Raw genomic sequence first — 21,711 nt, forward strand, 5'->3', positions numbered from 1 at the left:
AGTCCAGGTTTTTGCAGACGAGGGTTCCCGCAGACCCCGAAGGGGTCGAGGAAACCCCCGTGCTGTAAAAAAGTGGTCTTAGAATTGCGTGTTCGTCTCGATGTCCTCGGCGGCCTCGTCGAGACCGTCCTCCTTCGCTGATTCGGTGAGGTGGACGGAGAGGGCGGCGTCTGGAATAGCGTCCTCGAACTCGCTCTGGAAGCGGTGGCTGACGCGGCGGATCTGCTCCTGGGTGGTCACGACGCGCAACGCGCGGGCGACGGTTGCGGGGTCGGTGTCGAGTGACTCGGCGAGGTCGGGAACGTCGGGGTCGCCGTCGCGGTGTTCCCGAAGGGCAGCGAACTCGAACGGGAAGTCCGTGTCGGCGTCGTCCAGCAGGTGGAGGTCCATGCGGGCGCGAAACACCGTGTTCGGATCGGCGTCGATGGTGCTGGCGATGGTCGCGTCGTCGTCCCCATCGTAAAAGCCCCGCACCACCTGCGTGAGCGCCTCGGTCGGGAGTTCGGTGTCGAACTCGTAGCGGTCGCGCATCCGCTCGACGACGGCGCTGAGGCGGTCGTCGATCGCACCCTCGTCGGTTTCGGCGAGTGACCCCCGCTCGTCGGACTGAGATTCGGTCACGGTGGCCTCGTCCGTGACGTCCATGAAGAGGTCCCGAAGCTCCTCGGTTTTTTCGTCCATGGTGACCGTGTAAGGGTGGGTGTGACACCATAAACCTATTGGGGAACGTGTCAATTCAGAGCCGACCGGTATCGGCCAGAGGAACAACTCGTTTGCCGTTTCTCAACGATGTTCATCTACTGGTTGGCAAGACTTAAGCGCGAAGGAACCACGGTGATAAAATATGGTATTCCCGTTGCAGGCGGGGGAACCGATCACGCGTCCGACGATGTGGCGGATCGGCCACGTCGGAGAGGTAGTTTTCTATTACCTCGCAGCAGTCACAGTCGCAGTGTTCCTGTGGGGCGTTTATCGACGGTTCAACCGCTATACGGACGGCAGCGAAGACTGGTTCGAGCGTCTGGACAACCTCGGTGAGCGGGTCGTCAGCGCCGCGAAGATCGTCGCGACGAACGAGAAACAGTTCGACCGCGACCTGGTCGGCGGCCTGATGCACTCCTTTATCATGTGGGGCTTCCTGACCCTGCTGATCGGGACGACCATCCTCGCCATCGACATGGACATCCTGGAGAAGGGTGGGAAGCTCCTGACCGGGCAGAGCTACTCCATCTTCAAGGGCGACTTCTACCTGTCGTACTCGCTCGTGATGGACTTCATGGGTCTCCTCTTTGTGGTCGGGATCGGCATCGCGCTGTACCGGCGCTACGCCATCCGGAAAGAGCGCCTCTGGGGGCCGAACAGCAGTCTCGAAGACGACCTGTTCATCTGGTCGCTGTTCCTGCTTGGCGTCGGCGGCTTCGTTCAGGAAGGCATCCGCATCGTCGCGATGGACTTCCCGAGCTTCGAGACCGTGAGCTTCGTCGGCTGGTTCGTCGCCGACGTCCTCACCGCAGTCGGCGTCGACCAGGAAGCGGCGCTGTTCGTCTATCCCATCTCCTGGTGGTCCCACGCACTGATCGCGTTCGTCTTCATCGCGTCGATCCCGTACGCCAAGCCGTTCCACATGATCTCCTCGTTCGCGAACGTCGTCACGCGCGACGAGAAAGCCGGCAAGCGCCTGCCAGGCATCCCCGCGGACCTGGACGCCGACACGGGCGCGAACTCCATCGACGACTTCTCCTGGAAGGAGAAGCTCGACCAGGACGCCTGTACCAAGTGCGGCCGGTGTACGTCGGTGTGTCCGGCTAACAACTCCGGGCGCAATCTCTCACCGCGTGACGTCATCCTCGACCTGAAGAACTACCGCGAGCACGTCGAGAACGGCGGCGACGAGAAAGACATCGTCGCCGACAGCGACGACGCGGTGATCCAGGCAGAGACGATGGAGTCCTGCATGGCCTGCATGGCCTGCATGGACGCCTGCCCGGTCGAGATCGAGCACCTGAAGACGTTCACCCGGCTGAACCGCCAGCTCACCGACGAGGGCGAACTCCAGCCCAGCGTCCAGGACGTCTTCCAGAACCTCATGCAGAAGGGCAACACGTTCGGCGACTCCCAGCGCAATCGCGGCGACTGGGCCGACGACCTCGAGTTCGACATCACGGACGCCCGCGAGGAGGAAGTCGAGTACCTCTGGTACGTCGGCGACTACCCGAGCTACGACGACCGCAACAAGCAGGTCGCCCGCTCGCTCGCGAAGCTGTTCAAGGAGGCCGACGTCTCCTTCGGCATCCTCTTCGACGACGAGAAGTACGACGGCAACGACATCCGTCGTCTCGGCGAGGAGTTCCTCTACGTCGAACTCGCGGGCCACCACGTCGAGACCTGGGAGGACTGCGAGTTCGAGAAGATCGTCTGTACGGACCCACACTCCTACAACACGTTCAAAAACGAGTACCCCGAGGTCGACTTCGACGAGTTCGCCGACGACCCGATGATGCCCTTCGAGTACGAGGGCTTCTGGAACGACGACGGCGACGTCGACGTCTACCACTGGACCCAGGCCGTCGAGGAGATGGTCACCGACGGCAAACTCGGTCTCAACGGGACGGAACTGGACTACACGGTCACCTACCACGACCCGTGTCACCTCGGTCGGTACAACGACGAGTACGAAGCGCCGCGCGAACTCGTCCGGGCGACCGGGTGTGACCTCCACGAGATGCCGCGCAACCGCGACGACTCGTTCTGTTGTGGCGGTGGCGGCGGTGGGCTCTGGATGGAACTCGATGAGGAACAGAAGCCCAGCGAGGACCGCCTCCGCGAAGCACTCGAAGACACCGACGCCGGCAACGCCGTCGAGAAGTTCGTCGTCGCCTGCCCGATGTGCATGACGATGTACGAGGACGGTCGCAAGACCGGCGGCTTCGAGGACGACATCGAGATCGTCGACGTCGCCGAACTGCTGGTCGAAGCAGTCGAGTCCAAGGGCGTGACCGCGGGCTCGAGCGCCAGCACCGACGCGGCACCCGCAGACGACTGATCGGTTCGGACGGACGCGTTCTCCTTCCCTTTTCGACGCTACGAATTCGCGGACTGCGATTGGACCGACCGCGGCAAACCAATTTACGTCCTGAGACGAACAGCGAGGAACACAGTGGTCAGTCGTCGCCAGCTCATCGTGATTGGGTTCGTCGCGTTCAGCATCAGCTACGTCGCCGCCGGTGGCCTCGGTCTCCCGACCGCGAATCCAACACCGACGGAGCGCGACATGAGCGACGCCAAACTCGTCCAGCCCGTGGCGAACGGCAGCTACCTCTGGCCGTACACGTCCCGTCGGAAGGCGACGTCCGGACGGACGCTCGCGATCAACCTCGTCATTCACGGCGACGACGAGCGGGTGAAGACGGTCCTCACCGAGCAAACCACGCTCGACTGGGAACTCACCGTTCCGACGAACAACAGCACGCAGCGGCCACGGAACGAGACGGTGCCGGCGGGCAACGAGACGAACAGTTCAACCGCCCAGCCAGCGGAGGCGGAAGGGAACCCGACGACACCGGCCCGGACGGTTACGGGCACCGGTGAGCAGACCGACGCCAACGGGAGTGCGCGGGGGACGGTGAGTACGCCGGCTACCCAGACGGGGGCGGGCGCCGAGTCGAACGCGACCAACGGTACCAGCGGAGGGAACACCACCGAGGTCCAGTCGATCCGGATCGACGACGCGGCGATCACCTGGAACGACGCCCACGGGTCGACCCGCTACTCGTACGTCGACGCCCGACCGCAGGGCGGCCAGGCGGGCTGGCTCGACGAGTCCTACCAGATCCACGCGGGCGACTACTTCGGGAGTCGGCACCACATCCGCGCGTACACGGTGCCGGCGACCGACTGGACGGCGATCCAGATCCACCAGGAGTACTGGGACTGGTTCCGCCTGCGCCACACTGTGACGGACATCCGCGACTCGCGGCACGCGCTCGAATCGGACTTCCTCGAACAGCCCTACGTGACGGACGTCCGCCGAGAGTATTACGGCGTCAACGGCGGCTGGAACGACGGGTGGCTCTCGGAGATCGTCCTCGGCCCAGGCCTGGCCGTAGTGCTCCTGTTCGGGTTCGTCTCGACGGAGACGCGACGGGAGCTACGGCGGGACGGTCGCCTCGTCCTCGGGTGGCTGCGCGAGAACGTGCGCGGGATCGTCCTCGCGACGGTGCTCGCGGGCCAGTACCTGGGCGTCAGAAGCGCGGCCATCTTGCTGGAGTCGGTGAACCCCGAACTGGACCCGCGGACGTACATCGTCGTACTCTACCCGGCGATCGCCGTCGGGTTACCCATCGTCGCGTTCGTGTTCGCCCAGCCGTTCGGGGCGACCAGTCGGTTCACGCGGCTCCAGCGGATCGCCCGCTGGCTCGGGCCGCCGATCGGCGCACTGCCGGCGCTGGGCTTTACCGTGGTCGGCCTCGGCGGCGCGTTCGTCCTCGACTTCGGCGGCCTCGGGATCACGTCGATCCCGGTCCAGCTCGCGCTCCACCGGATCGGACTGGCGGTGGCGCTCGGACTGATCGCCGCCGGTGCGACCCGCATCGACGAGCGGGGCGGCGGCCTCCTCCTCGTCGGAGTCGCCGGCTGGCTCGCCGGGCTGGCGATGCCGCTGTTTGGCTACCTCTGAGCGGACCGGCAGTATCCCAGGGCTCAGCGTGCTCGCAGTCAACGGAATGACCTTCGGCGGCATCAGCAACTACGAGGAGATCGCCCAGATCATCCGCCAGCGCCAGAACGAACTGAAAACGAGCGGTAAATAGCGCCCGTCGCACGGCCTCGGGCGGAGACGGTCGCCTGACGCTTCCTACCGATCGGTCGCAGCCGGTCGCCTGGTGACGACGACCGAGCCCTCACTGTAGATCGTCACGGTACAGTCACAGAACAGAAACTCGACGGTGGCGTCGCCCGGCGTGCGTGGTATCCCGGCGGCCGTCGGAGCGAACAGCCCGTTCAGTGCCTTCGGGTCGATCACGTCCTCGAGCGTACACTCCAAATCGTCGATTTTCGCGTCGATTTCGGCCGCGACCGCCTGGACGACGGCAACGCTGGGCATATCGCGGGCGGCGGGGTCGAACGCGAGCGTCGCCATCCGTCACACCCGCGTTCGGCCGTCGGTGAACGACTCGTAGAGCAAGCCGCGGGGGAGCGGGCGCGAGAGCGGCAACGCCGTCGCCGTTGCGGAGAGCGCGACACAGTCGTCCTCCCACTCGATCAGGCCGGCAGCCTGGAGTTTCGGGAGGTGGACGTGGCGGAGCGAGAGGCGAATCCGGTCGTCCCGGGGCCGTGGCTCAGCGTCGAGCGACCGGGACGACTCCTCGCTAGCGAGGGCGCTGACGAGTTGCGGAAGGGGCGTCGTCCCGCCGACGGCGTCGAGGTATCGGAGGACGCGGCGGCGGGTGCCGTTGGCGAGCGAGTCGAAGAGCGCGTCCGTTACTGCTCGCTCGTCGAGACGACGGGCATCGGATGCTGAATCCATGCCTCACATACCGGCGCCCGGAGCATCACTCGACTGCATGAGCAGTCATGGCGTTTAATTATCCCCAAACGCGACCTGACAGCCGACCGTTCCGGTGATAATTGCATCGTAGACAGGGACGGGTTCAGTCACGTTCCGCTCGTCGGGGCGGTTCGTCGAGCAGGACCCGAGTGAGAACCGCGTTGGCACCGCGCCGGACCCGCTCGGAGACCGCCTGTTCGGAGATGTCGAGTTCGGACGCGAGTTCGGCGAACGTCACTCGCCGAGGGACGGCGAAATAGCCGCGTTCGACGGCTTGCGTGAGCGTGTCGTACTGGGCGTCGGTCAGTCCGTAGGGGCGGTCCGAGACCGGGTCAGGAAGTGCATACACCCGGGTAAGCAGATACTGAATGCCGTGGGTTCGGCAGAAGGTATGGAACTCGGACAGGCCCTCGTGACTCGGGAAGCGGATCCGGAAGCGCCACTCGTCTGCCCCGTGTGCTTCCAGAATCGTCGCGTCGGTCTCGGCGATGCCGGTGACGAGTTCCTCGGTCGGTTCCTCCCACTCGATCTTGTACAGGGCACTCCCGTCGAGTCGGTCGAGGGTCTCGAAGCGCCTGACGGCCTCGTCGGCCGAGAGGTGGTTCTCGAAGGCGTCGAGCTCCTCGCCGTACCCCCAGACGTACGGCATCACGCGTCTGGCCGCGGGCACCACGCGTTCGAGCTCGACGGTGACCGACGGATGGGCTGCGACGAGCTGTCCCAGGAGGAACTCTTCAGCCTCGATGGTAAACTCCGCGATAACGCTCATACGGCTTGTACGACGGCCGATCCAAAACCGTTCGTAGCGGCCTGGAAGCGACTTTGTTTCCGAGTCCCCTCAGACCGGGACCGAATCGGGGAGATACTCGACGAAGTACAGCGCGAAGATCGCGAGCCACGTCTGGAAGACGAGCGAGCCTAGTGCCGAGAGCGCCAGGAACTCCCAGTCGCGCATCTCCGCGAGACCGGCCGGGACCGTCAGCATGCCCCGCGTAAAGAGGAGGGCGTTGCTGACCGGAACGACGACGCGTCCCCAGCGATCGAACCAGCTGTCGAAGCGATCGAGGGCGGTCTCGCTGACGCGGAACCACGGCTTCTGGAGGAGGTACTCTCGGCCGCCGCGCTTCGCGAGCTGGAACAGACAGAACTGGCCGATGGTCGCGCCGACGACCGACACGAGGATCGCTGCGGCGTACCCGGGCACGGAGTCCATCACGAACAACACGGTGATCGGAATGAGGCTCTCGCTCGGCGCGAAGTACAGCAACATCGCGCCCTCGAGGATGAGGATGAAAAACAGCGCAGCGAGGCCGTACTGGTCGAGCCACTGCTGGGTCGCCGCCGCGTCGCCGACCATCGCCAGCGTGATGCCGGCGATCGCCAGCACCAGCGCGATGCCGGCGAGGATGAAGGGGCCGTAGTCCGACAGGAACTGACGGACGGGACTGTTGGCGGTGACCTCCGACGACATTACTTAGTGCGTCGCCGACGACGAATAAAGGTCTTGTGAGACAGGTGGAACGATGGTGAACAGTGGGTTTTTGCGCACACCGGCGATACCACCGGGTATGGACCTCACGCACCGCCCGCGACGGCTCCGTCGCGACGGCATCCGGTCGCTCGTCAGCGAGGTCGACCTCTCGGCCAGCGACCTCATCGCGCCGGTGTTCGTCGACGCGACCACCGACGAGCGCCGGCCCATCGAGTCGATGCCCGGCCACGAGCGCGTCCCCGTCGACGAGGCCGTCACCCGCGTCGAAGAGATTCGCGAGACCGGCGTCGAGGCGGTCGTCGTCTTCGGCATCCCCGACGCGAAGGACGACCAGGGCACCCGCGCCTGGGCCGACGACGGCGTCGTCCAGCGCGCTGTCCGCGCGATCACCGCCGAGACCGACGCGTACGTCATCACCGACGTCTGTCTCTGCGAGTACACCGACCACGGCCACTGCGGCCTGCTCGAAGACACGGCAGCCGAGGAGCCCGAGCTCACCGTCAGGAACGACGAGACCCTCGACCTGCTGGGGAAAATCGCCACCTCTCACGCCGAAGCCGGCGCGGAGATGGTCGCACCCAGCGGGATGATGGACGGGATGGTCGGCGCCATCCGCGAGGCACTCGATGCGGACGGGTTCACGGACGTGCCCATCATGAGCTACGCCGCGAAGTACGAGAGCGCCTTCTACGGGCCGTTCCGGGACGCCGCCGACGGCGCGCCGGCGTTCGGCGACCGACGCCACTACCAGATGGACCCCGCCAACGCGCGCGAGGCGATGCGTGAGGTGGCGCTCGACGTCGAGCAGGGTGCCGACGTGCTGATGGTGAAACCAGCGCTCCCGTACCTCGACGTCGTCAGCGCGATCCGCGAGGAGTACGACCACCCCGTCGCGGCCTACAACGTCAGCGGCGAGTACGCGATGCTCCACGCCGCCGCCGAGAAGGGCTGGCTCGATCTTGAGGCAGCCGCCTACGAGTCGCTGCTGTCGATCAAGCGCGCCGGGGCGGATCTGATTCTCACCTACTTCGCCGAAGACGTGGCGGACAGGCTGTAACTGACAGCGGTTTCGTTCGGTTTCTGAGCCAGAAACCGTCGCCGTCGATTGAAATGATTGCCCGTGGTAACGACGGGCGTGGACCGAACTGCACTGGTTGCCGCCCTGGCCGCCCTCTCTGCAGCGGTCGCTTTCGGGGTCGGAGCGGCCGCCCTTGCCGACGTCTCGCCCTCGCTGTCGGTCGATTCGCCCGGCGGAGAGACGGAGCGAAAAAACGACACTGCGGGTGCCGTCCAGACGAAAGACAGCGGTGGCGGCGGCTGTGCGGACTGTGGAACCCTCGACGTGCGGTCGCTCGTCGAAGGGTTCCTTCCCGGCCTCGACGGGACGCTCCTGCTCGGCCTCGCGGGCCTCATCGTCATCGGGATGGGCATCGTGGCTCTCCGACAGGACGGGACAGTGGTCGACGAGGCCGAACGCGCGGAGTCGGAGGCCGAACTGGCCCTCGGGCCGGACCGAGCAGGTGCGACCGACTGGGAGGTGCCGGACGCGGCGGTGACCAACGACGTGTATCGCGCCTGGCAGCAGCTGGTCGAGCGCGTGGACGTGGCAGACCCCGAGACGACGACGACGCGAGAGTACGCCAGACGGGCGGTCGACGCCGGCCTCGACGCCGCGGCGGTCGAGCGTCTCACCGAGCTGTTCGATCAGGTTCGCTACGGCGACGCGGCCCCGACCGAGACGCGGGAACAGCAGGCACGAGACGCCGCCGAGCGACTCGACGACGGAGGTGAGAGGTGAATGGGGCGCGTGCTGCTGGCAGTCGGGATCTCGATGATCGGTGCGGGACTCCTGCTCACGGTGACGCCGCTCTCGGTCGCGGGATCGGGGTGGACGCTGTTCGTCCTCGCCGCAGTCGCTGTGGTCGCGCTCGGTGCAGGCGTCCTGACCGGACTGGAGCGGTCCGTCACCAGCACGGCGTCGGGACGACTGCCGACGCCGGACGGGCGCCCGGGGGTCCGGACGCCAGGCGACGGGTTCGATCACCAACTTGCAAACCTCTCTGCTGGCGACGGGGCCGACCGAGATGCCCTGCACGCTCGACTCGAAGCCGTGGCACTGGGAGTACTGGTCGAGCGACGGGACTGGTCACGGGACACGGCCCGTGCCCGGCTGAAAGAAGGGGAGTGGACCGACGATCCGCAGGCGACCGCCTTCTTCAGGCGCGACCCGGCCTCGCTCAGGGATCGAGTCCGGACAGTGCTGACCGGTGAGCCGACCGCCGCTCGGCGAGCGCGACGCGTCGTCGACGAACTGGCGGTCATTCGGGAGGACGAGAGCGGATGAACGCGGCGGTGGAGACATCGGCGACCGGCGTCCAGCGAACCGACCGCTGGCGTGGAATCGGCGCCGCGACGTTGCTGGCGAGTGCGTTCGCGCTGATGACGCGGACGCCGGCGCTGCTGTTCGTCAGCGCGGCCGGCGTCAGCCTGCTGGCATACGTCCGGGTCGTCTCGCCGCCACCCATCTCGCTGTCGGTCTCGCGGACGGTCAGCGAGGATGACCCGGAGCAGGGCGACGACGTGACCGTCACGCTCACGATCCAGAACGTCGGCGAGCGCACGGTTCCAGAGCTTCGGTTCGTCGACGGCGTTCCGCCCACGCTGCGCGTCGTCGACGGGGCGGCAAGCGTCGGGACGGCGCTCAGACCCGGGGCGGCGACGACGCTGCGCTACGAGGTGGAGGCGGGTCACGGTCGCCAGGAGTTCCGACCAGCGACGGCGATCGGCCGCGACGTGACCGGCGTCGTCGAACGTCGCGTCCAGGTCGCGGTGACCGGCGACGACGCCGTAGGTCGCCACCCGTCGGTCTCGGAGGGAAACGTGCCGTCGCTCCCTACCACTGCAGCGCGGTACGCGGGCCAGCACACCACCGACAGGGCCGGGCCGGGGCTGACCTTCCGGTCAGTTCGAGAGTACAACCGGGGGGATTCGGTCAGCCGCATCGACTGGCGGCGACGGGCCAGGACCGGCGAACTGGCGACGATCGAGTTCCACGAAGAGCGGTCTCTGGAAGTGGTTCTGGTCGTCGACACGCGGTCGGCGGCCGCTCTGGCACCCACACCGAACGAAAAGACAGCCATCGAGCGAGCGCAGGCGGCGGCCGCGCCCCTGTTCGGCGGCTTACTCGGCGAGGGGCATCGGGTCGGAATCGCGACGCTCGGCCCCGAACGGGCGTGGCTGGCGCCCGGTCGGGGCGCGGCGCACGAACACCGTGCCAGAGAGCTGTTATCGGCACGTCCGCCCGCGCTGTCGGCCGACGGCGGTGAGCCCGAGCCCGGGGCATGGCTCCGCGACCGCCTGCCGCCCCATGCGACAGTCGTCCTGCTGATGCCGGCCTGTGACGACGGCGTCGTGGACCTGATACGGCGACTCGACGCGACCGGAACGACCGTGACAGTCCTGAGCCCGGACCCGACGGCGACCGAGTCTGCGGGGCAGCAACTCGCCCGACTGGAGCGACGAGTGCGTCTCCGGCGCCTCCGTGCGGCCGGGATTCCGGTCGTCGACTGGGACCCGAGCGAGGACCTCCGGCGGACCCTCGCGACCGCGAGGTGGTCGGTGTGACACCCGGCCGCGTGGCCGGCGCGTGTGCGGTCGGCAGCGGGGCGGTCGGCTTCGTTCTCGTCGCAGTAGGCGGACTCGCGACGCTCCTCGGGGTCGCCGGGCTGTGTGGGCTGGCCGCCGGCTGCTACGCGGGGTCGCGATCGGTCGTCACGCTCGGGGCCGTCGGTCTGTTCCTCGCCGTCGTCGCAGCCGGCGTCAGCGGGGTCAGTGGGCCGTCGCTCGTCGGTGCGAGCGGGGCCGTGCTCGTGGCCTGGACGGCGGGCCAGACGGCGACCGAACTTCAGTCGGCGTTCGACGGCGGGACGCGCACACGCCGACTCGAACTGGTCCACGTCGCCGGGACGACCCTCGTCGGAACCGGTGTCGTCGGGATCGCGCTGGTCCCCAGGGCAATCACCGTCGATCCTTCGCCACTCGGGACGACGCTCGTCCTCGGCGGTGCCGTAGTGTTGACTGCCCAGTTGCTCGGCTCGACCCGAACCGACGGTGCCTGAGCGGTTATCGACCCCCAGGGAATCTCGCGACGCCATGCGACACTGTCAAACTGGCCTCCGCTCGAACCGGCAAGGCGTCAAAAAGCACCCTATATTTTTCCGATGTTCAACCAGTTTCCGGCATTTAGAAGCGGAATTCTATCTAGATCAGCCCATAAGTGCCCAGACACGCACGCTTCCGCGCGCAGTAGAGGATTCTCGGAAATTACGCCGGACCCCGGTAGACAAACGTCCGAAACACGGCCTGACGAACGCCCAGAGACTGGACGGAATACAACCTTATATCGATAATAGTCTATTGTAATCTGGACGATCGTCTACCCCATCCTTGAAAATATGACGGATGTCAAGCAAACACTTATGTAGTGGTATTCCATGACCTATTCCCGTGAGCTACCAAACGAATGGTTCAGAATTCGGTTGTATTACGTACAAACACCCAGGTGAGTTCGCGAAAACTGAACGGGGTGACCCAGGATGGTAGGTGAGTTCCTCGTCCCCCTGCAGCTGAGTGACGCCGAGATTCAGGCGATGGTCGAAGGGATCAACCTGCTGTGGGTCCTGGTCGTGACGTTCCTGATCTTCTTCATGCACGCCGGGTTCGCGATGCTCGAAGCCGGGCAGGTGCGCTCGAAGAACGTCGCGAACCAGTTGACCAAGAACCTGCTGACCTGGAGCGTCGGCGTGACGATGTTCTTCCTCATCGGCGCCGGCGTCTCCAGTATGGTCGGGTCGATAACCGGCGGTGGCGGCGAGTACAGCCTCGTCGGGGCGCTGACGGCCGGCTCTGCCGGCTGGGTGTCCTGGCTGTTCGGTGCGGTGTTCGCGATGACCGCGGCGACCATCGTCTCCGGTGCGGTCGCCGGCCGCGCGAAACTCCGCGCGTACATGACCTACACCATCCTGCTGGCGGCAGTGATCTACCCGGTCGTGACCGGCCTGACGTGGGCCGGTGGGTTCCTGGCGAGCGTCGCCGGCGTCGGCTTCCACGACTTCGCGGGCGGCATGATCGTCCACGGCATGGGCGGCGTCGCCGGCCTCACGGCCGCGTGGATGCTCGGTCCCCGCCTGGAGCGCTACAACGCCGACGGCTCGGCGAACGTCATCCCGGGCCACTCGATCACCTTCGCGGTGCTGGGCACCCTCGTGCTGGCGTTCGGCTGGTACGGGTTCAACGTCGGGACGGCGGCCTCGGTGCTGACGATCACGGACGCCGGCGTCGTCGAACTCGGCGCCTTTAGCTACGTCGGCCGCGTCGCCATGGCGACGACCCTCGCGATGGCGATGGGCGCCATCGGGGCGAGCGCGATGTCGCTGCTCCAGACCGGGAAAGTCGACACGCTGTACGTCGCAAACGGCCTGCTCGCGGGCCTGGTCGGCATCACGGCGTTCCCCGACACGGCGACGTGGTGGGGCGCGATGGTCGTCGGCCTGCTGGCCGGTGGCCAGCTCCCGATCGTGTTCGGCTTCGTCGAGAAGCGCCTGAAGATCGACGACGTGTGTGCCGTCTTCCCCGTCCACGGCAGCGCCGGGATGCTCGGTGCACTCGCGTACCCGTTCCTCTCGGTCGGAGCGATCAGCACGAGCGCGATCGTCGCACAGGTCGCCGGCGTCGCCCTCATCACGGGCTGGACGGTCGTCGCGACGGCCACGGTGTTCGGCGTCCTGAAGGCCCTCGGCCAGATGCGGGTCACGCCCGAACACGAGCGCGAAGGCCTCGACATCTCCGAGCACGGCGTCGAGACCTACCCCGAGTTCAGCGACGGCGACGAGATGACGGTGCCCGACAGCAGCGTCAGCACGGACGGCGGTTTCGTGCCGGAAGGGCAACCCTCGTCGGAACTCCGTTCCGACGGCGGTCGCGTGCTGGGAGGTGAAGAGAAATGAGCGACGACGAGATCAAGATGGTCGTCGCGTACATCCGGCCGGGCAAGCTAACCGCCGTCAAGAAGGCGCTCGCGGAAGTCGGCGCGCCCTCGCTGACGGTGAACAACGTCCGCGGTCGCGGCAGCCAGCCGGTCAAGAAAGGGCAGTGGCGCGGGGAGGAGTACGTCGTGGACCTCCACGAGAAGGTCAAAGTCGAGTGCGTCGTCGCGGACGTCCCCGCCGACGACGTGATCGACGCGATCCAGGAGGCCGCCCACACGGGCGACGCCGGTGACGGCAAGATCTTCGTCCTCGACGTCGACGACGCCATCCAGATCCGGACCGGCAAGACCGGCCCCGAGGCGGTCTGACCAGCCGCCGATGACCGTCGACGACACCGATCGGCGTATCGTGAATGCGCTACTGAAAGACGGCCGCGCCAGTTCCCGCGACATCGCCGCCGAAGCCGGCGTCGCGGCGACGACAGTCACCAAACGCCTCTCGGCGCTCGAAGACCGCGGCATCGTCGACTCGTACCATCCGGCCGTCGACTACGACGCGCTCGGATACGACGTGACGGCCGTGTTCCGACTCGGCGTCAAGGGGAGCGGCCTCGCACCCGTCGTCGACCGCCTCCGCGACCACGACCAGATGGTCGGCGTCTACGAAGTGACCGGGAGCCACGACGTCATCGCCATCGGGAAGTTCGATAGCACCGACGAACTGAACACCGAGATCAAAGACCTGCTCACGAACCCCAAGATCACGGCGACGAACACCAACGTCGTCCTGGAAACCGTCCGGGAGTACGAGCAGTTCCCCCTCGACCTCGAAAACGGCGAAGCCTGACGCCCGCGAGGTCGGTTCAGCGACCCCAGCGGCCCGCGTTTTTCGGCCGTCGTCCCAGTTTGTAGAAGCGACCGGACGCCGGCTACTCGTCGAACGAGAGTAGGACCTCACTACCGGGGAACAGCCGCGCTCGCTGGCCGACACGGCCGAGCGCCACGCCACTGAAAAGTCGACCGTTTCTGGCACTGGACGACGTTGTTTCCGAGAATACGCCGCATACAAATAAGCGACGAGTGCGTTCACGACGGTACAGTCATGCCGATCGAAGTGCCCGACGTCACCGAACTGGAGATCGAGCGGCGGTTCAACCAGCAGTACGTGTACGGAATGCAGTTGTTGGCCCCCGACCACTACCTGTCGTCGATCGCGCGCGAGCAATAGCTGCGGGGGCGAAGTGAGGCAGTTCTTTTAGCAGGGGGTTCCAACGCCGGCGTATGAACCACGAGCAGTCGCGAGATCTGTACGACCGAGCGCTCTCGGTCATGCCCGGTGGCGTCAACTCCGCGGTCCGCGCCGCGATCGAACCGTATCCCCAGTTCGTCCAGCGCGGTGACGGCGGGCACGTCATCGACGCCGACGGCAACCGCTACGTCGACTGGGTGATGGGCCTCGGCCCGCTGCTGTACGGCCACGACCTGCCACAGCCCGTCGAAGCGGCCATCCAGTCCCGCGCCACCGACGGGCCGATGTTCGGGATGCCCACCGAGATCGAGGTCGAACACGCCGAGTTCGTCGCCCGACACGTCCCCAGCGTCGAGATGGTCCGGTTCGTCAACTCCGGCACCGAGGCGACCGTTTCGGCCTGCCGGCTGGCCCGTGCGCACACGGGTCGCGACAAGATCGTCGTCATGCAGGGCGGTTACCACGGTGCCCAGGAGACCACCCTCGTCGACGGCGAGTACGACGACACCAGTCCGTCGAGTCCGGGCATTCCCCAGTCCTTTGCCGACGAGACGCTCGCCATCCCGTTCAACGACAAAGAGGCCGCGCACAGGGTGTTCGAGGACTACGGCGACGAGATCGCCGCCGTCCTCGTCGAGCCGATCCTCGCCAACTACGGCATCGTCCGGCCCGTCGACGGCTACCACGAGACGCTGCGCGACCTCACCGATGACCACGGCTCGCTGTTGATCTTCGACGAGGTCATCACCGGCTTCCGCGTCGGCGGCCTCCAGTGCGCCCAGGGCAAGTTCGGCATCGAACCGGACCTGACCACGTTCGGCAAGCTCATCGGCGGCGGCTTCCCCGTGGGAGCGATCGGCGGGCCCGCCAGGCTCATGGAGCAGTTCACGCCCTCCGGCGACGTGTTCCAGGCCGGCACCTTCTCCGGCCACCCCGTGACGATGGCCGCCGGGCTCGAATCCCTGCGCTACGCCGCCGAACACGACGTGTACGACCACATCAACGGCCTGGGCGAGCAGCTCCGGACCGGCCTGCAGGAGATCGTCCAGGACCAGGCCCCCGAGTACACCGTCACCGGCACCGAGGGGATGTTCAAGCTCGTGTTCACGCGGGAGAGTCCGGACACCTTCGATGACCACTGCGAGGGCGGCTGCGAGCAACGCGAAGACTGTCCGCGCTACGAACTGTGTCCCAAGAACGCGAGCGACGTGGCCGCGGGAGAGACAGACCGCTGGCGGCGGGTCTTCTGGCCGAAGATGAAGGAGGAGGGCGTGTTCCTCTCACAGAACCAGTACGAGTCCCAGTTCGTCACGTACGCACACACCGAAGACGACGTCGAGGAGACGCTCGAAGCGTACAAAAACGCGCTGTAGCGCCTTCCTTCCCCGCCCGAGTACTAATCAGAAAACTAATCGGTACGGAGTATGAGGGGTTGGGTATGGACGGTCCCCTGTCCACCGCCCCTCCCCGACGAGCATCGCTCTTGAGCCACTGCCAGTCTACTCGCAGAGCGGAGGTGGTCTGACCGTGGCGACGATCGACATCACCGGCCTCACGAAGACGTTCGGCGACTTCCACGCCGTCGAGGATCTGGACCTCTCGGTGCAGGAAGGCGAGATTTTCGGCTTCCTCGGCCCGAACGGCGCCGGGAAGTCGACGACGATCAACATGCTCCTGGATTTCATCCGGCCGACGAGCGGGCACATCGAGGTGCTCGGCGTCGACGCCCAGGAGAATCCCGCCGCAGTGCGCCGGCGCGTCGGCGTCCTGCCCGAAGGCTTCGGGTTCGAGGACCCGCTGCTCGGCCGGGAGTACCTCGACTGGGCCATCGAGTCGAAAAACGCCGACGACGATCCCGACGAGTTGCTCGAACTGGTCGGGTTGGCCGGCGACGCCGACCGGATGGCCGCCGACTACTCGAAAGGGATGCAACAGCGCCTGGCGTTCGCGATGGCGCTCGTCGACGACCCCGACCTGCTGATCCTCGACGAACCCTCGACCGGGCTGGACCCGAACGGCATCCAGAACATGCGCGAGATCATTCGCGAGCAGGCCAGCGACGGCACGACCGTCTTCTTCTCCAGTCATCACCTCGCCGAAGTCGAAGCGGTGTGCGACCGCGTCGCCGTGATGAAAGGCGGCAGGCTCGAAGCGGTCGACACCATCGAGGGCCTCCGGGAGAACGCCGGCGGCCCCGCGACCATCACGCTCGACTGTGCGACGCCGCCGACCGAGCTGGGCGTCGCCGACCTCGACGGCGTCACCGACGTCACCGTCGAGGACCGGACGCTGACGGTCACCTGCACCGACCCGAGCGTGAAAGCCGACGTCGTCACGCACGTCGCAGCCCGGACGCAGGTGCGCGACGTCCTCTCTGAGTCGGTTTCCCTGGAATCGCTGTTCAACGACCTCACTGGCGGCGGTCGTGACGGCTCGACGGCAGGCAACGAGGAGGCGGCGACGGAGGTGGCGCGATGAGCGTCCTCACCGTCGCCAAACAGGACTTCAAGAGCGCTCGTCGGTCGCGGGCGCTCTGGACGGCCGCGACGCTGTTCACGCTGCTCGCCGCGTTGATCGCCTTCGGCACGCAGGGGTACCGGCTCCCGCCTGCAGAACAGGTCCAGAACCTGTTCAGGACGCTCGGGATGGTCCTGGGGATTCTGTTGCCGATCATCGCCCTGGTCGCCAGCTACATGTCGATCGCCGGTCAGCGCGAGAGCGGCGGGATCAAGTTCCTGCTGGGGTTCCCGAACACGCGCCGCGACGTCTTCCTCGGGAAGTTGCTCAGTCGACTCGCCCTCGTCAGCAGCGGCCTGGTGCTGGTGTTCGTGGCGGCCACGTCCGTCGCGGTCACCAGACACGGGACGCTCCCGATCGGGACCGTGCTCGGCTTGTTCGCCGTGTCGCTGCTGTACGGCGCGGTGTTCGTCTGCGTCGCCGTCGCGCTCTCGGCGGCGATCGGGTCGCGGAGTCGAGCCATCGGCGCGGCCGTCGGCTCGTACTTCGTGCTGGTCGTACTGTACGTGGTACCGACGATCCGGATCGGCACGCTGGTCCAGTGGGTCCACCACACGATGCTTGGGATGGAGACGAACCCCGACCTCTACAACGCCGTCACCTACACCAGTCCGTACATCGCCTTCCGGAAGGCGCAGAACCTCGTGTTTCCCGAGGCGTTCCAGCGCCAGGTGTTCATGCGGGCCAGCGAGGACACAGCCACCGATCTCCCGGTGTACCTCTCCGACGAGTTCGCGCTGCTGGTCTTCGCCGCCTGGCTGGTGGTCCCGCTCGTCGTCGGCTACCTGCGATTCGACCGTACCGATCTCGAATAACCCGCCCACTCCACTCCAACCATGATCCAACACATCTCGGTTTCCCGCGTGCTGGTCGCCATCGGTATCGTCCTGCTCATCGCTCCCGCGCTGGCCCCGGTCCAGGCCATGCACTTCCACAACACGGGCGCCGGAACGACCGCAAACGGCACGGAGCTCGAAGAACACGGCGTCAGAGTCGTCGCCTACGAGAACCTCTCGGAGCGCGGTCAGGAACTGTACGTCAGGGCACTCAGAAACCACGGCCAGTACGCCGTCCCGCTCGGTCAGGGTGCACCCGACGATTTCCATTACGTGACGAACCAGGACTCGGACGATGACGCTGGCCCCAGCGAACGACGGCCCGGCACGATCGCCATCGAACGACCGCCGGACGCCGACCTGCCGCCGGCCGACGAACCCAGCTACCACGCCGAGGAAGCCCGTGAGCGGGCAGAACGCGCCCAGGAGCGCGCCGAACGCAAACAGGCCGAAGCGACGCCCGCAGACGGCACCGCCACGGCCGGTAACGAGACCGCGACGCCGGCCACCGAACCGACGCCCTCCAGCGAGGAACGGCAGGAACAACTGGCGGAACAGCGACGAGAGATCGAGCGCTACGACCTGATGGAGACGCGGACCGGCCCGCCGCCGCTGACCGCCTCGTCGAACCTCGTGCGACTCCTCTCGGTCGTCGTGGGCGTCCTCGCGATCGGCGTCGGCGGCTATCTCACCTCGCGACCGTAGGAGTCGGTACCCTTTCCTCGGCGGCCGCCCGGGCTTCGAGTATGAGCGACGAGGACATCAGCATCGACGAGAAGCGCGTCTACGCCGCGAAATCGGGCGTGACAGAGCTGTACGTCGCGACCGGCCTCGGGCTGGCGGTCGTCTCGGTGTCGGACGACATCGTCGGCGAGTTCTCGCTGGTCCGGCGCTGTACGGCCACCGACGTCGCCACCGACGCCGACCGCCTGGTCGTCGCCACCGACGAGGACGTACTCGTCGCGGACCGGACGGACCAGACGTTCCGGGAGACCGGCTTCGGCCCGGCGAGTGCCGTCGCACTGACCGACGGCGCACTCCTGGCCGGCGACGACGACGGCCGCGTCGCCCGCTACGACGACGGCGAGTGGACGGAGCTGGGGACGGTCGGCGAGGTCCGCGCGATCGACGGCGACCTGGTCGCGGCCAGCGACGGCGCGTTCCGGCTCGACGACGACGGACTCAGTCACGTCGGCCTAGACGACGTGCGCGACGTGACGACGAGCGGGACGCCGGTAGCCGCGACCGGCGACGGCCTGTACTATCTGGGTCCCGGCTGGGCGAAGGCGCGGGACGGCGACTTCACGACCGTCGACCGCGACGAGTCGCAGGCACACGCCGCGACCGTGGACGCACTCTACGAACAGGTCGACGGCGAGTGGACCGAGCGGGAGGTTCCGCGAGACGGGCCAGTCGTCGCACTGGCGCACGGACCCGGCACTTACGCGCTCACCGAGAACGGAACGGTGCTGGTGGACGTGGGCGACGGCTGGCGCGATCGGGCGCTGGGACTGCGCGACGTCGCAGGGCTGGCCGTCGCGCCCTGAGGGGCCAGCGCGCGGTGTCTCGCGGGAGCTACGTACCGCGGAGCGAAGAAAAAGTGGTTTTACCCCGGGTGTAGACGGCTCAGATATGATTGTCAGTGGGTCCACGTCACAGTCGCTGGCGGCGGCGCTCGCCGAGGCGACCGGCGAGCCGCTTGCGCACGTCGAGTTCGAGCGGTTCCCCGACGGCGAACTGATGGGGAAAGTACCGGACTTCTCGGCCGACCGGGCCGTCGTCGTCGCGTCGACCGACTCCAGCGACGCACACGTCGAGCTGCTCCAGCTTCAGGACGCCGTCCGCGAGGCCGGCGCCGAGGAGGTCGTCACCGTCCTGCCGTACATGGGCTACGCCCGCCAGGACGCCGCCTTCGAGCCAGGTGAACCGGTGTCGGTCCGTGCGATGGCCCGCGCCATCAGCACCGGCACGGATCGGGTCCTCACCGTGAACCCCCACGAGCCGGACGTGACCGAGCACTTCACCGTCCCGGCCGAGACCGTCGACGCCGCCGGGCGACTGGCCGATCCGCTCCCTGCGGACCTGACCGATCCCGTCTTCTGCTCGCCCGACGAGGGCGCGATCGACATCGCTGCCACCGTCCGGGACGCCTACGGAAGCGGCGAGACGGACTACTTCGAGAAGACGCGGCTGTCGGGCAGCGAGGTCGAGATCGAACCCAGCGACACGGACGTGGCGGGCCGGGACGTCGTTCTGACCGACGACATCATCGCCACCGGCTCGACGATGAGCGAGTCCGTCGCCGTCCTCGACGAGCGCGGTGCTGCCCGCGTGTTCGTCACCTGCGTTCACCCCATGCTGGCGGCCAACGCGCACACGAAACTCGCCCGGGCCGGCGTCGAGACCATCTACGGCACCGACACCATCGAACGACCCGTCAGCGCGGTGAGCGTCGCCCCCGTCGTCGCCGACGCGCTCTGACCACCGCGAGAGCGCAGCATCGTTATAAGACGATCGGGCGCGTTAGTCGTTCCCATGGACATGGATCCCGCGGGAATCGCGGGCCGGACGATTCCGGAGTCACCGCGTCGTGAGTTGCTGCTCGCGTTCGCCGCGTTCCTGTTGGTGTACGGCCAGCCGTCGGTCGTGTGTGCGCGGGTGTTGCTGTCGGTGACGCTGCCGTCACTTGCGGTCATCGTCGTCGGGTCGATGCTGCTGGCCGCACCGACGGCCCGGACGTTCGTCCGCCAGGGCGGTTCGATCAGCCGCCTGGCCGATTTCGTCATCGTCGCGGCGCTGGTCCAGATCGTCGTCACCCTGCTCGGGCTACTGGTGGTTGCAGCAGCCAACGGCGATGACCTGACCGCTCTCGCCCGAGCGACGATCGTTCTCTCGTCCTATCCGATCGCGTACTACGTGGTCTACCGGGCGGGGGGCGTGTCGCCCTTGCCCGTCAGCTTCCGCAGCTAGCGATCGTTCGCGACCGCGGCGTCGCAGTGGCGTGGTCACCACTGGGCGACGATCTGATCGGCGACGCCGACGTCACGCTTGTAGTAGTCGCCGTGGGCGTCGACCTGGTCCGTCACGTCGAAGTCGGTGTAGTTGTCCGGCTCCGGTCCGTCACAGCCCTTCTCGCCGACGGCGTCCTCCCACTCGCGCGTCTCGTAGACGTACTCCAGAATCGGGTCGCCGTCGTCGTGGAAGTTGTCGAACTGCTCGGCGGCGTACTCGATGTGGTCGCCGTACTCGCTGTCGAACCAGCCGGCGTCGAGCGACACGGCGTCCTCGGCGACGGCACCTCCCAGCAGCGTCGCCGAGGTGACGGCGTCGGCGGCACCAAAGTCGGTCTCCAGTGACTCCATCGCGAAGATCGTCACGCGCGCCCCGAGCGAGTGTGCGACCAGCCGGACGTCGGTCCCGACGTTCGCGTTCCAGTCCGTGACGAAGTTGGCCAGTTTCGGCCCGTTCTTCTCGGCGATGTCCTTCGCGTCGGCCCAGCCGAGATCGAGGCTGTCGCCCTGGTCGGAGTCCCAGGAGAACGCCGCGGTGTCGCCCCCGTAGCCGTTCGCTTCGAGCGCCAGCTGACACTCGTAGGCGCCGTCGAGCGCGTCGTCCTCGCTGTTCATCCAGCCGTGAACGAACAACGTCAGCGGCTCGTCGCCGATTCCGGCGAAGTCACCGGCTTTCTGATAGGAGAACGCCGTCTCCCCGTCGGCGAGATTCGCGTCGTCGTCGAAGTGGTCTCGCGTGGTCACCCGCGGATAGTCGCTCGGTGCGTCCGCGTTCGCGGTCGACGAACCCGCAGCCGCAGTGCCGCTGGCGGACACGACCCCCATCGTGCCCACCACGGCGACCGACGCCCCCCGCAAGAACCGCCGTCTGCTGAGCGAATCCGCAGTTTCCCGTCCAATTCCCCCAACCGATGTGTGACTGTCTCGCGTCACAGGATACCGTGTAACAAGCAACCAAATGTAATTTTTCGCTAGCTATATATAATAAAAGTATGTTATGTTTTCTGGGCGTTGGATCATCTCGAGTCATGGCAGCAGCCGGGACCGCGGAGGACGCGAGTCCTCCTGGCCGAAG

Annotated in this window: 25 protein-coding genes; 19 read left to right on the forward strand and 6 right to left on the reverse strand. The window is 66.8% G+C overall.

The features are described 5' to 3' along the window. Window positions 1-78: 78 nt before the first annotated feature. A complete protein-coding gene (locus tag ACFR9U_RS03830) occupies window positions 79-681 on the reverse strand; it encodes a conditioned medium-induced protein 4 (RefSeq protein ID WP_247376545.1) in 603 nt (200 codons plus the stop codon). 163 nt (window positions 682-844) lie between these two features. Here ACFR9U_RS03830 and ACFR9U_RS03835 point away from each other — a divergent pair, with 163 nt between their 5' ends. The 3 genes from ACFR9U_RS03835 (at window position 845) to ACFR9U_RS03845 (ending at window position 4,808) form a co-directional block, all read left to right on the forward strand. Continuing rightward, window positions 845-3,043: a heterodisulfide reductase-related iron-sulfur binding cluster gene (locus ACFR9U_RS03835; protein WP_247376544.1), complete on the forward strand. Its 2,199-nt coding sequence runs from the start codon at window positions 845-847 to the stop codon at window positions 3,041-3,043. Between the two features lie 114 nt (window positions 3,044-3,157). Next, entirely contained in the window at window positions 3,158-4,675 is a 1,518-nt protein-coding gene (locus tag ACFR9U_RS03840; RefSeq protein WP_247376543.1) for a hypothetical protein, read from the forward strand. Further along, complete coding sequence (locus tag ACFR9U_RS03845) at window positions 4,662-4,808, forward strand: hypothetical protein (protein WP_379813807.1); 147 nt, start codon at window positions 4,662-4,664, stop codon at window positions 4,806-4,808. The genes ACFR9U_RS03840 and ACFR9U_RS03845 overlap by 14 nt, the downstream gene beginning before the upstream one ends. A gap of 44 nt (window positions 4,809-4,852) precedes the next feature. Here the strand turns inward: ACFR9U_RS03845 and ACFR9U_RS03850 are convergent, their stop codons facing one another. The 4 genes from ACFR9U_RS03850 to ACFR9U_RS03865 all read right to left on the reverse strand — a co-directional run bounded on the left by ACFR9U_RS03850 (window position 4,853) and on the right by ACFR9U_RS03865 (window position 7,016). Further along, window positions 4,853-5,137, reverse strand: a complete 285-nt coding sequence (locus tag ACFR9U_RS03850; protein WP_247376542.1) for a HalOD1 output domain-containing protein — start codon at window positions 5,135-5,137, stop codon at window positions 4,853-4,855. Window positions 5,138-5,140: 3 nt separating this feature from the next. After that, window positions 5,141-5,524 carry a DUF7344 domain-containing protein gene (locus ACFR9U_RS03855; RefSeq protein ID WP_247376541.1) on the reverse strand — a complete coding sequence of 128 codons (384 nt, stop codon included), beginning with the start codon at window positions 5,522-5,524 and terminating at the stop codon, window positions 5,141-5,143. A gap of 124 nt (window positions 5,525-5,648) precedes the next feature. Next, a complete protein-coding gene (locus ACFR9U_RS03860) occupies window positions 5,649-6,314 on the reverse strand; it encodes a helix-turn-helix domain-containing protein (protein WP_247376540.1) in 666 nt (221 codons plus the stop codon). A 69-nt stretch (window positions 6,315-6,383) separates the two neighbouring features. Beyond that, window positions 6,384-7,016 (reverse strand): DedA family protein, encoded by a 633-nt coding sequence (locus tag ACFR9U_RS03865; protein WP_247376539.1) that lies wholly within the window; start codon window positions 7,014-7,016, stop codon window positions 6,384-6,386. A 97-nt stretch (window positions 7,017-7,113) separates the two neighbouring features. On the opposite strand from ACFR9U_RS03865, the gene hemB reads away from it, so the two are divergent. From hemB to ACFR9U_RS03945, 16 genes are all read left to right on the forward strand, one after another. Beyond that, on the forward strand, window positions 7,114-8,094 hold the full coding sequence (gene hemB, locus ACFR9U_RS03870) for a porphobilinogen synthase (protein WP_247376537.1): 981 nt from the start codon (window positions 7,114-7,116) through the stop codon (window positions 8,092-8,094). Window positions 8,095-8,172: 78 nt separating this feature from the next. After that, complete coding sequence (locus ACFR9U_RS03875) at window positions 8,173-8,835, forward strand: DUF4129 domain-containing protein (RefSeq protein WP_247376536.1); 663 nt, start codon at window positions 8,173-8,175, stop codon at window positions 8,833-8,835. Continuing rightward, on the forward strand, window positions 8,836-9,381 hold the full coding sequence (locus ACFR9U_RS03880) for a DUF7269 family protein (RefSeq protein WP_247376534.1): 546 nt from the start codon (window positions 8,836-8,838) through the stop codon (window positions 9,379-9,381). Then, window positions 9,378-10,661, forward strand: a complete 1,284-nt coding sequence (locus ACFR9U_RS03885; RefSeq protein ID WP_247376532.1) for a DUF58 domain-containing protein — start codon at window positions 9,378-9,380, stop codon at window positions 10,659-10,661. Before ACFR9U_RS03880 ends, ACFR9U_RS03885 begins: the two co-directional genes overlap by 4 nt. After that, window positions 10,658-11,155: a DUF7519 family protein gene (locus ACFR9U_RS03890; protein WP_247376530.1), complete on the forward strand. Its 498-nt coding sequence runs from the start codon at window positions 10,658-10,660 to the stop codon at window positions 11,153-11,155. Before ACFR9U_RS03885 ends, ACFR9U_RS03890 begins: the two co-directional genes overlap by 4 nt. A gap of 477 nt (window positions 11,156-11,632) precedes the next feature. Continuing rightward, on the forward strand, window positions 11,633-13,042 hold the full coding sequence (locus ACFR9U_RS03895; protein WP_247376529.1) for an ammonium transporter: 1,410 nt from the start codon (window positions 11,633-11,635) through the stop codon (window positions 13,040-13,042). After that, window positions 13,039-13,392 carry a P-II family nitrogen regulator gene (locus ACFR9U_RS03900; protein ID WP_282594194.1) on the forward strand — a complete coding sequence of 118 codons (354 nt, stop codon included), beginning with the start codon at window positions 13,039-13,041 and terminating at the stop codon, window positions 13,390-13,392. Before ACFR9U_RS03895 ends, ACFR9U_RS03900 begins: the two co-directional genes overlap by 4 nt. Before the next feature lie 10 nt (window positions 13,393-13,402). Next, window positions 13,403-13,870 (forward strand): HTH-type transcriptional regulator Lrp, encoded by a 468-nt coding sequence (gene lrp, locus ACFR9U_RS03905; protein ID WP_247376527.1) that lies wholly within the window; start codon window positions 13,403-13,405, stop codon window positions 13,868-13,870. Window positions 13,871-14,125: 255 nt separating this feature from the next. Then, complete coding sequence (locus tag ACFR9U_RS03910; RefSeq protein WP_282594193.1) at window positions 14,126-14,251, forward strand: hypothetical protein; 126 nt, start codon at window positions 14,126-14,128, stop codon at window positions 14,249-14,251. Window positions 14,252-14,304: 53 nt separating this feature from the next. Beyond that, window positions 14,305-15,645, forward strand: a complete 1,341-nt coding sequence (gene hemL / locus ACFR9U_RS03915) for a glutamate-1-semialdehyde 2,1-aminomutase (protein WP_247376525.1) — start codon at window positions 14,305-14,307, stop codon at window positions 15,643-15,645. A 154-nt stretch (window positions 15,646-15,799) separates the two neighbouring features. Then, complete coding sequence (locus ACFR9U_RS03920) at window positions 15,800-16,750, forward strand: ABC transporter ATP-binding protein (protein WP_247376524.1); 951 nt, start codon at window positions 15,800-15,802, stop codon at window positions 16,748-16,750. Next, the gene (locus ACFR9U_RS03925; RefSeq protein ID WP_247376522.1) at window positions 16,747-17,604 is read left to right on the forward strand and encodes an ABC transporter permease; all 858 of its coding nucleotides are present in this window, start codon (window positions 16,747-16,749) and stop codon (window positions 17,602-17,604) included. Before ACFR9U_RS03920 ends, ACFR9U_RS03925 begins: the two co-directional genes overlap by 4 nt. Window positions 17,605-17,625: 21 nt before the next feature. Next, a complete protein-coding gene (locus tag ACFR9U_RS03930; protein ID WP_247376520.1) occupies window positions 17,626-18,330 on the forward strand; it encodes a hypothetical protein in 705 nt (234 codons plus the stop codon). A 41-nt stretch (window positions 18,331-18,371) separates the two neighbouring features. Further along, a complete protein-coding gene (locus tag ACFR9U_RS03935; protein ID WP_247376519.1) occupies window positions 18,372-19,172 on the forward strand; it encodes an HVO_0234 family beta-propeller protein in 801 nt (266 codons plus the stop codon). Between the two features lie 85 nt (window positions 19,173-19,257). Continuing rightward, window positions 19,258-20,106, forward strand: coding sequence for a ribose-phosphate diphosphokinase (locus tag ACFR9U_RS03940; RefSeq protein ID WP_247376517.1), 849 nt, complete (start codon window positions 19,258-19,260; stop codon window positions 20,104-20,106). 54 nt (window positions 20,107-20,160) lie between these two features. Continuing rightward, window positions 20,161-20,595, forward strand: coding sequence for a hypothetical protein (locus ACFR9U_RS03945; RefSeq protein ID WP_247376516.1), 435 nt, complete (start codon window positions 20,161-20,163; stop codon window positions 20,593-20,595). Between the two features lie 35 nt (window positions 20,596-20,630). Here the strand turns inward: ACFR9U_RS03945 and ACFR9U_RS03950 are convergent, their stop codons facing one another. Beyond that, a complete protein-coding gene (locus tag ACFR9U_RS03950; protein ID WP_247376514.1) occupies window positions 20,631-21,461 on the reverse strand; it encodes a DUF726 domain-containing protein in 831 nt (276 codons plus the stop codon). Window positions 21,462-21,711: the final 250 nt, after the last annotated feature.

Source organism: Halorientalis brevis (assembly GCF_042678165.1).
In the GTDB taxonomy this organism is placed as follows: domain Archaea; phylum Halobacteriota; class Halobacteria; order Halobacteriales; family Haloarculaceae; genus Halorientalis; species Halorientalis brevis.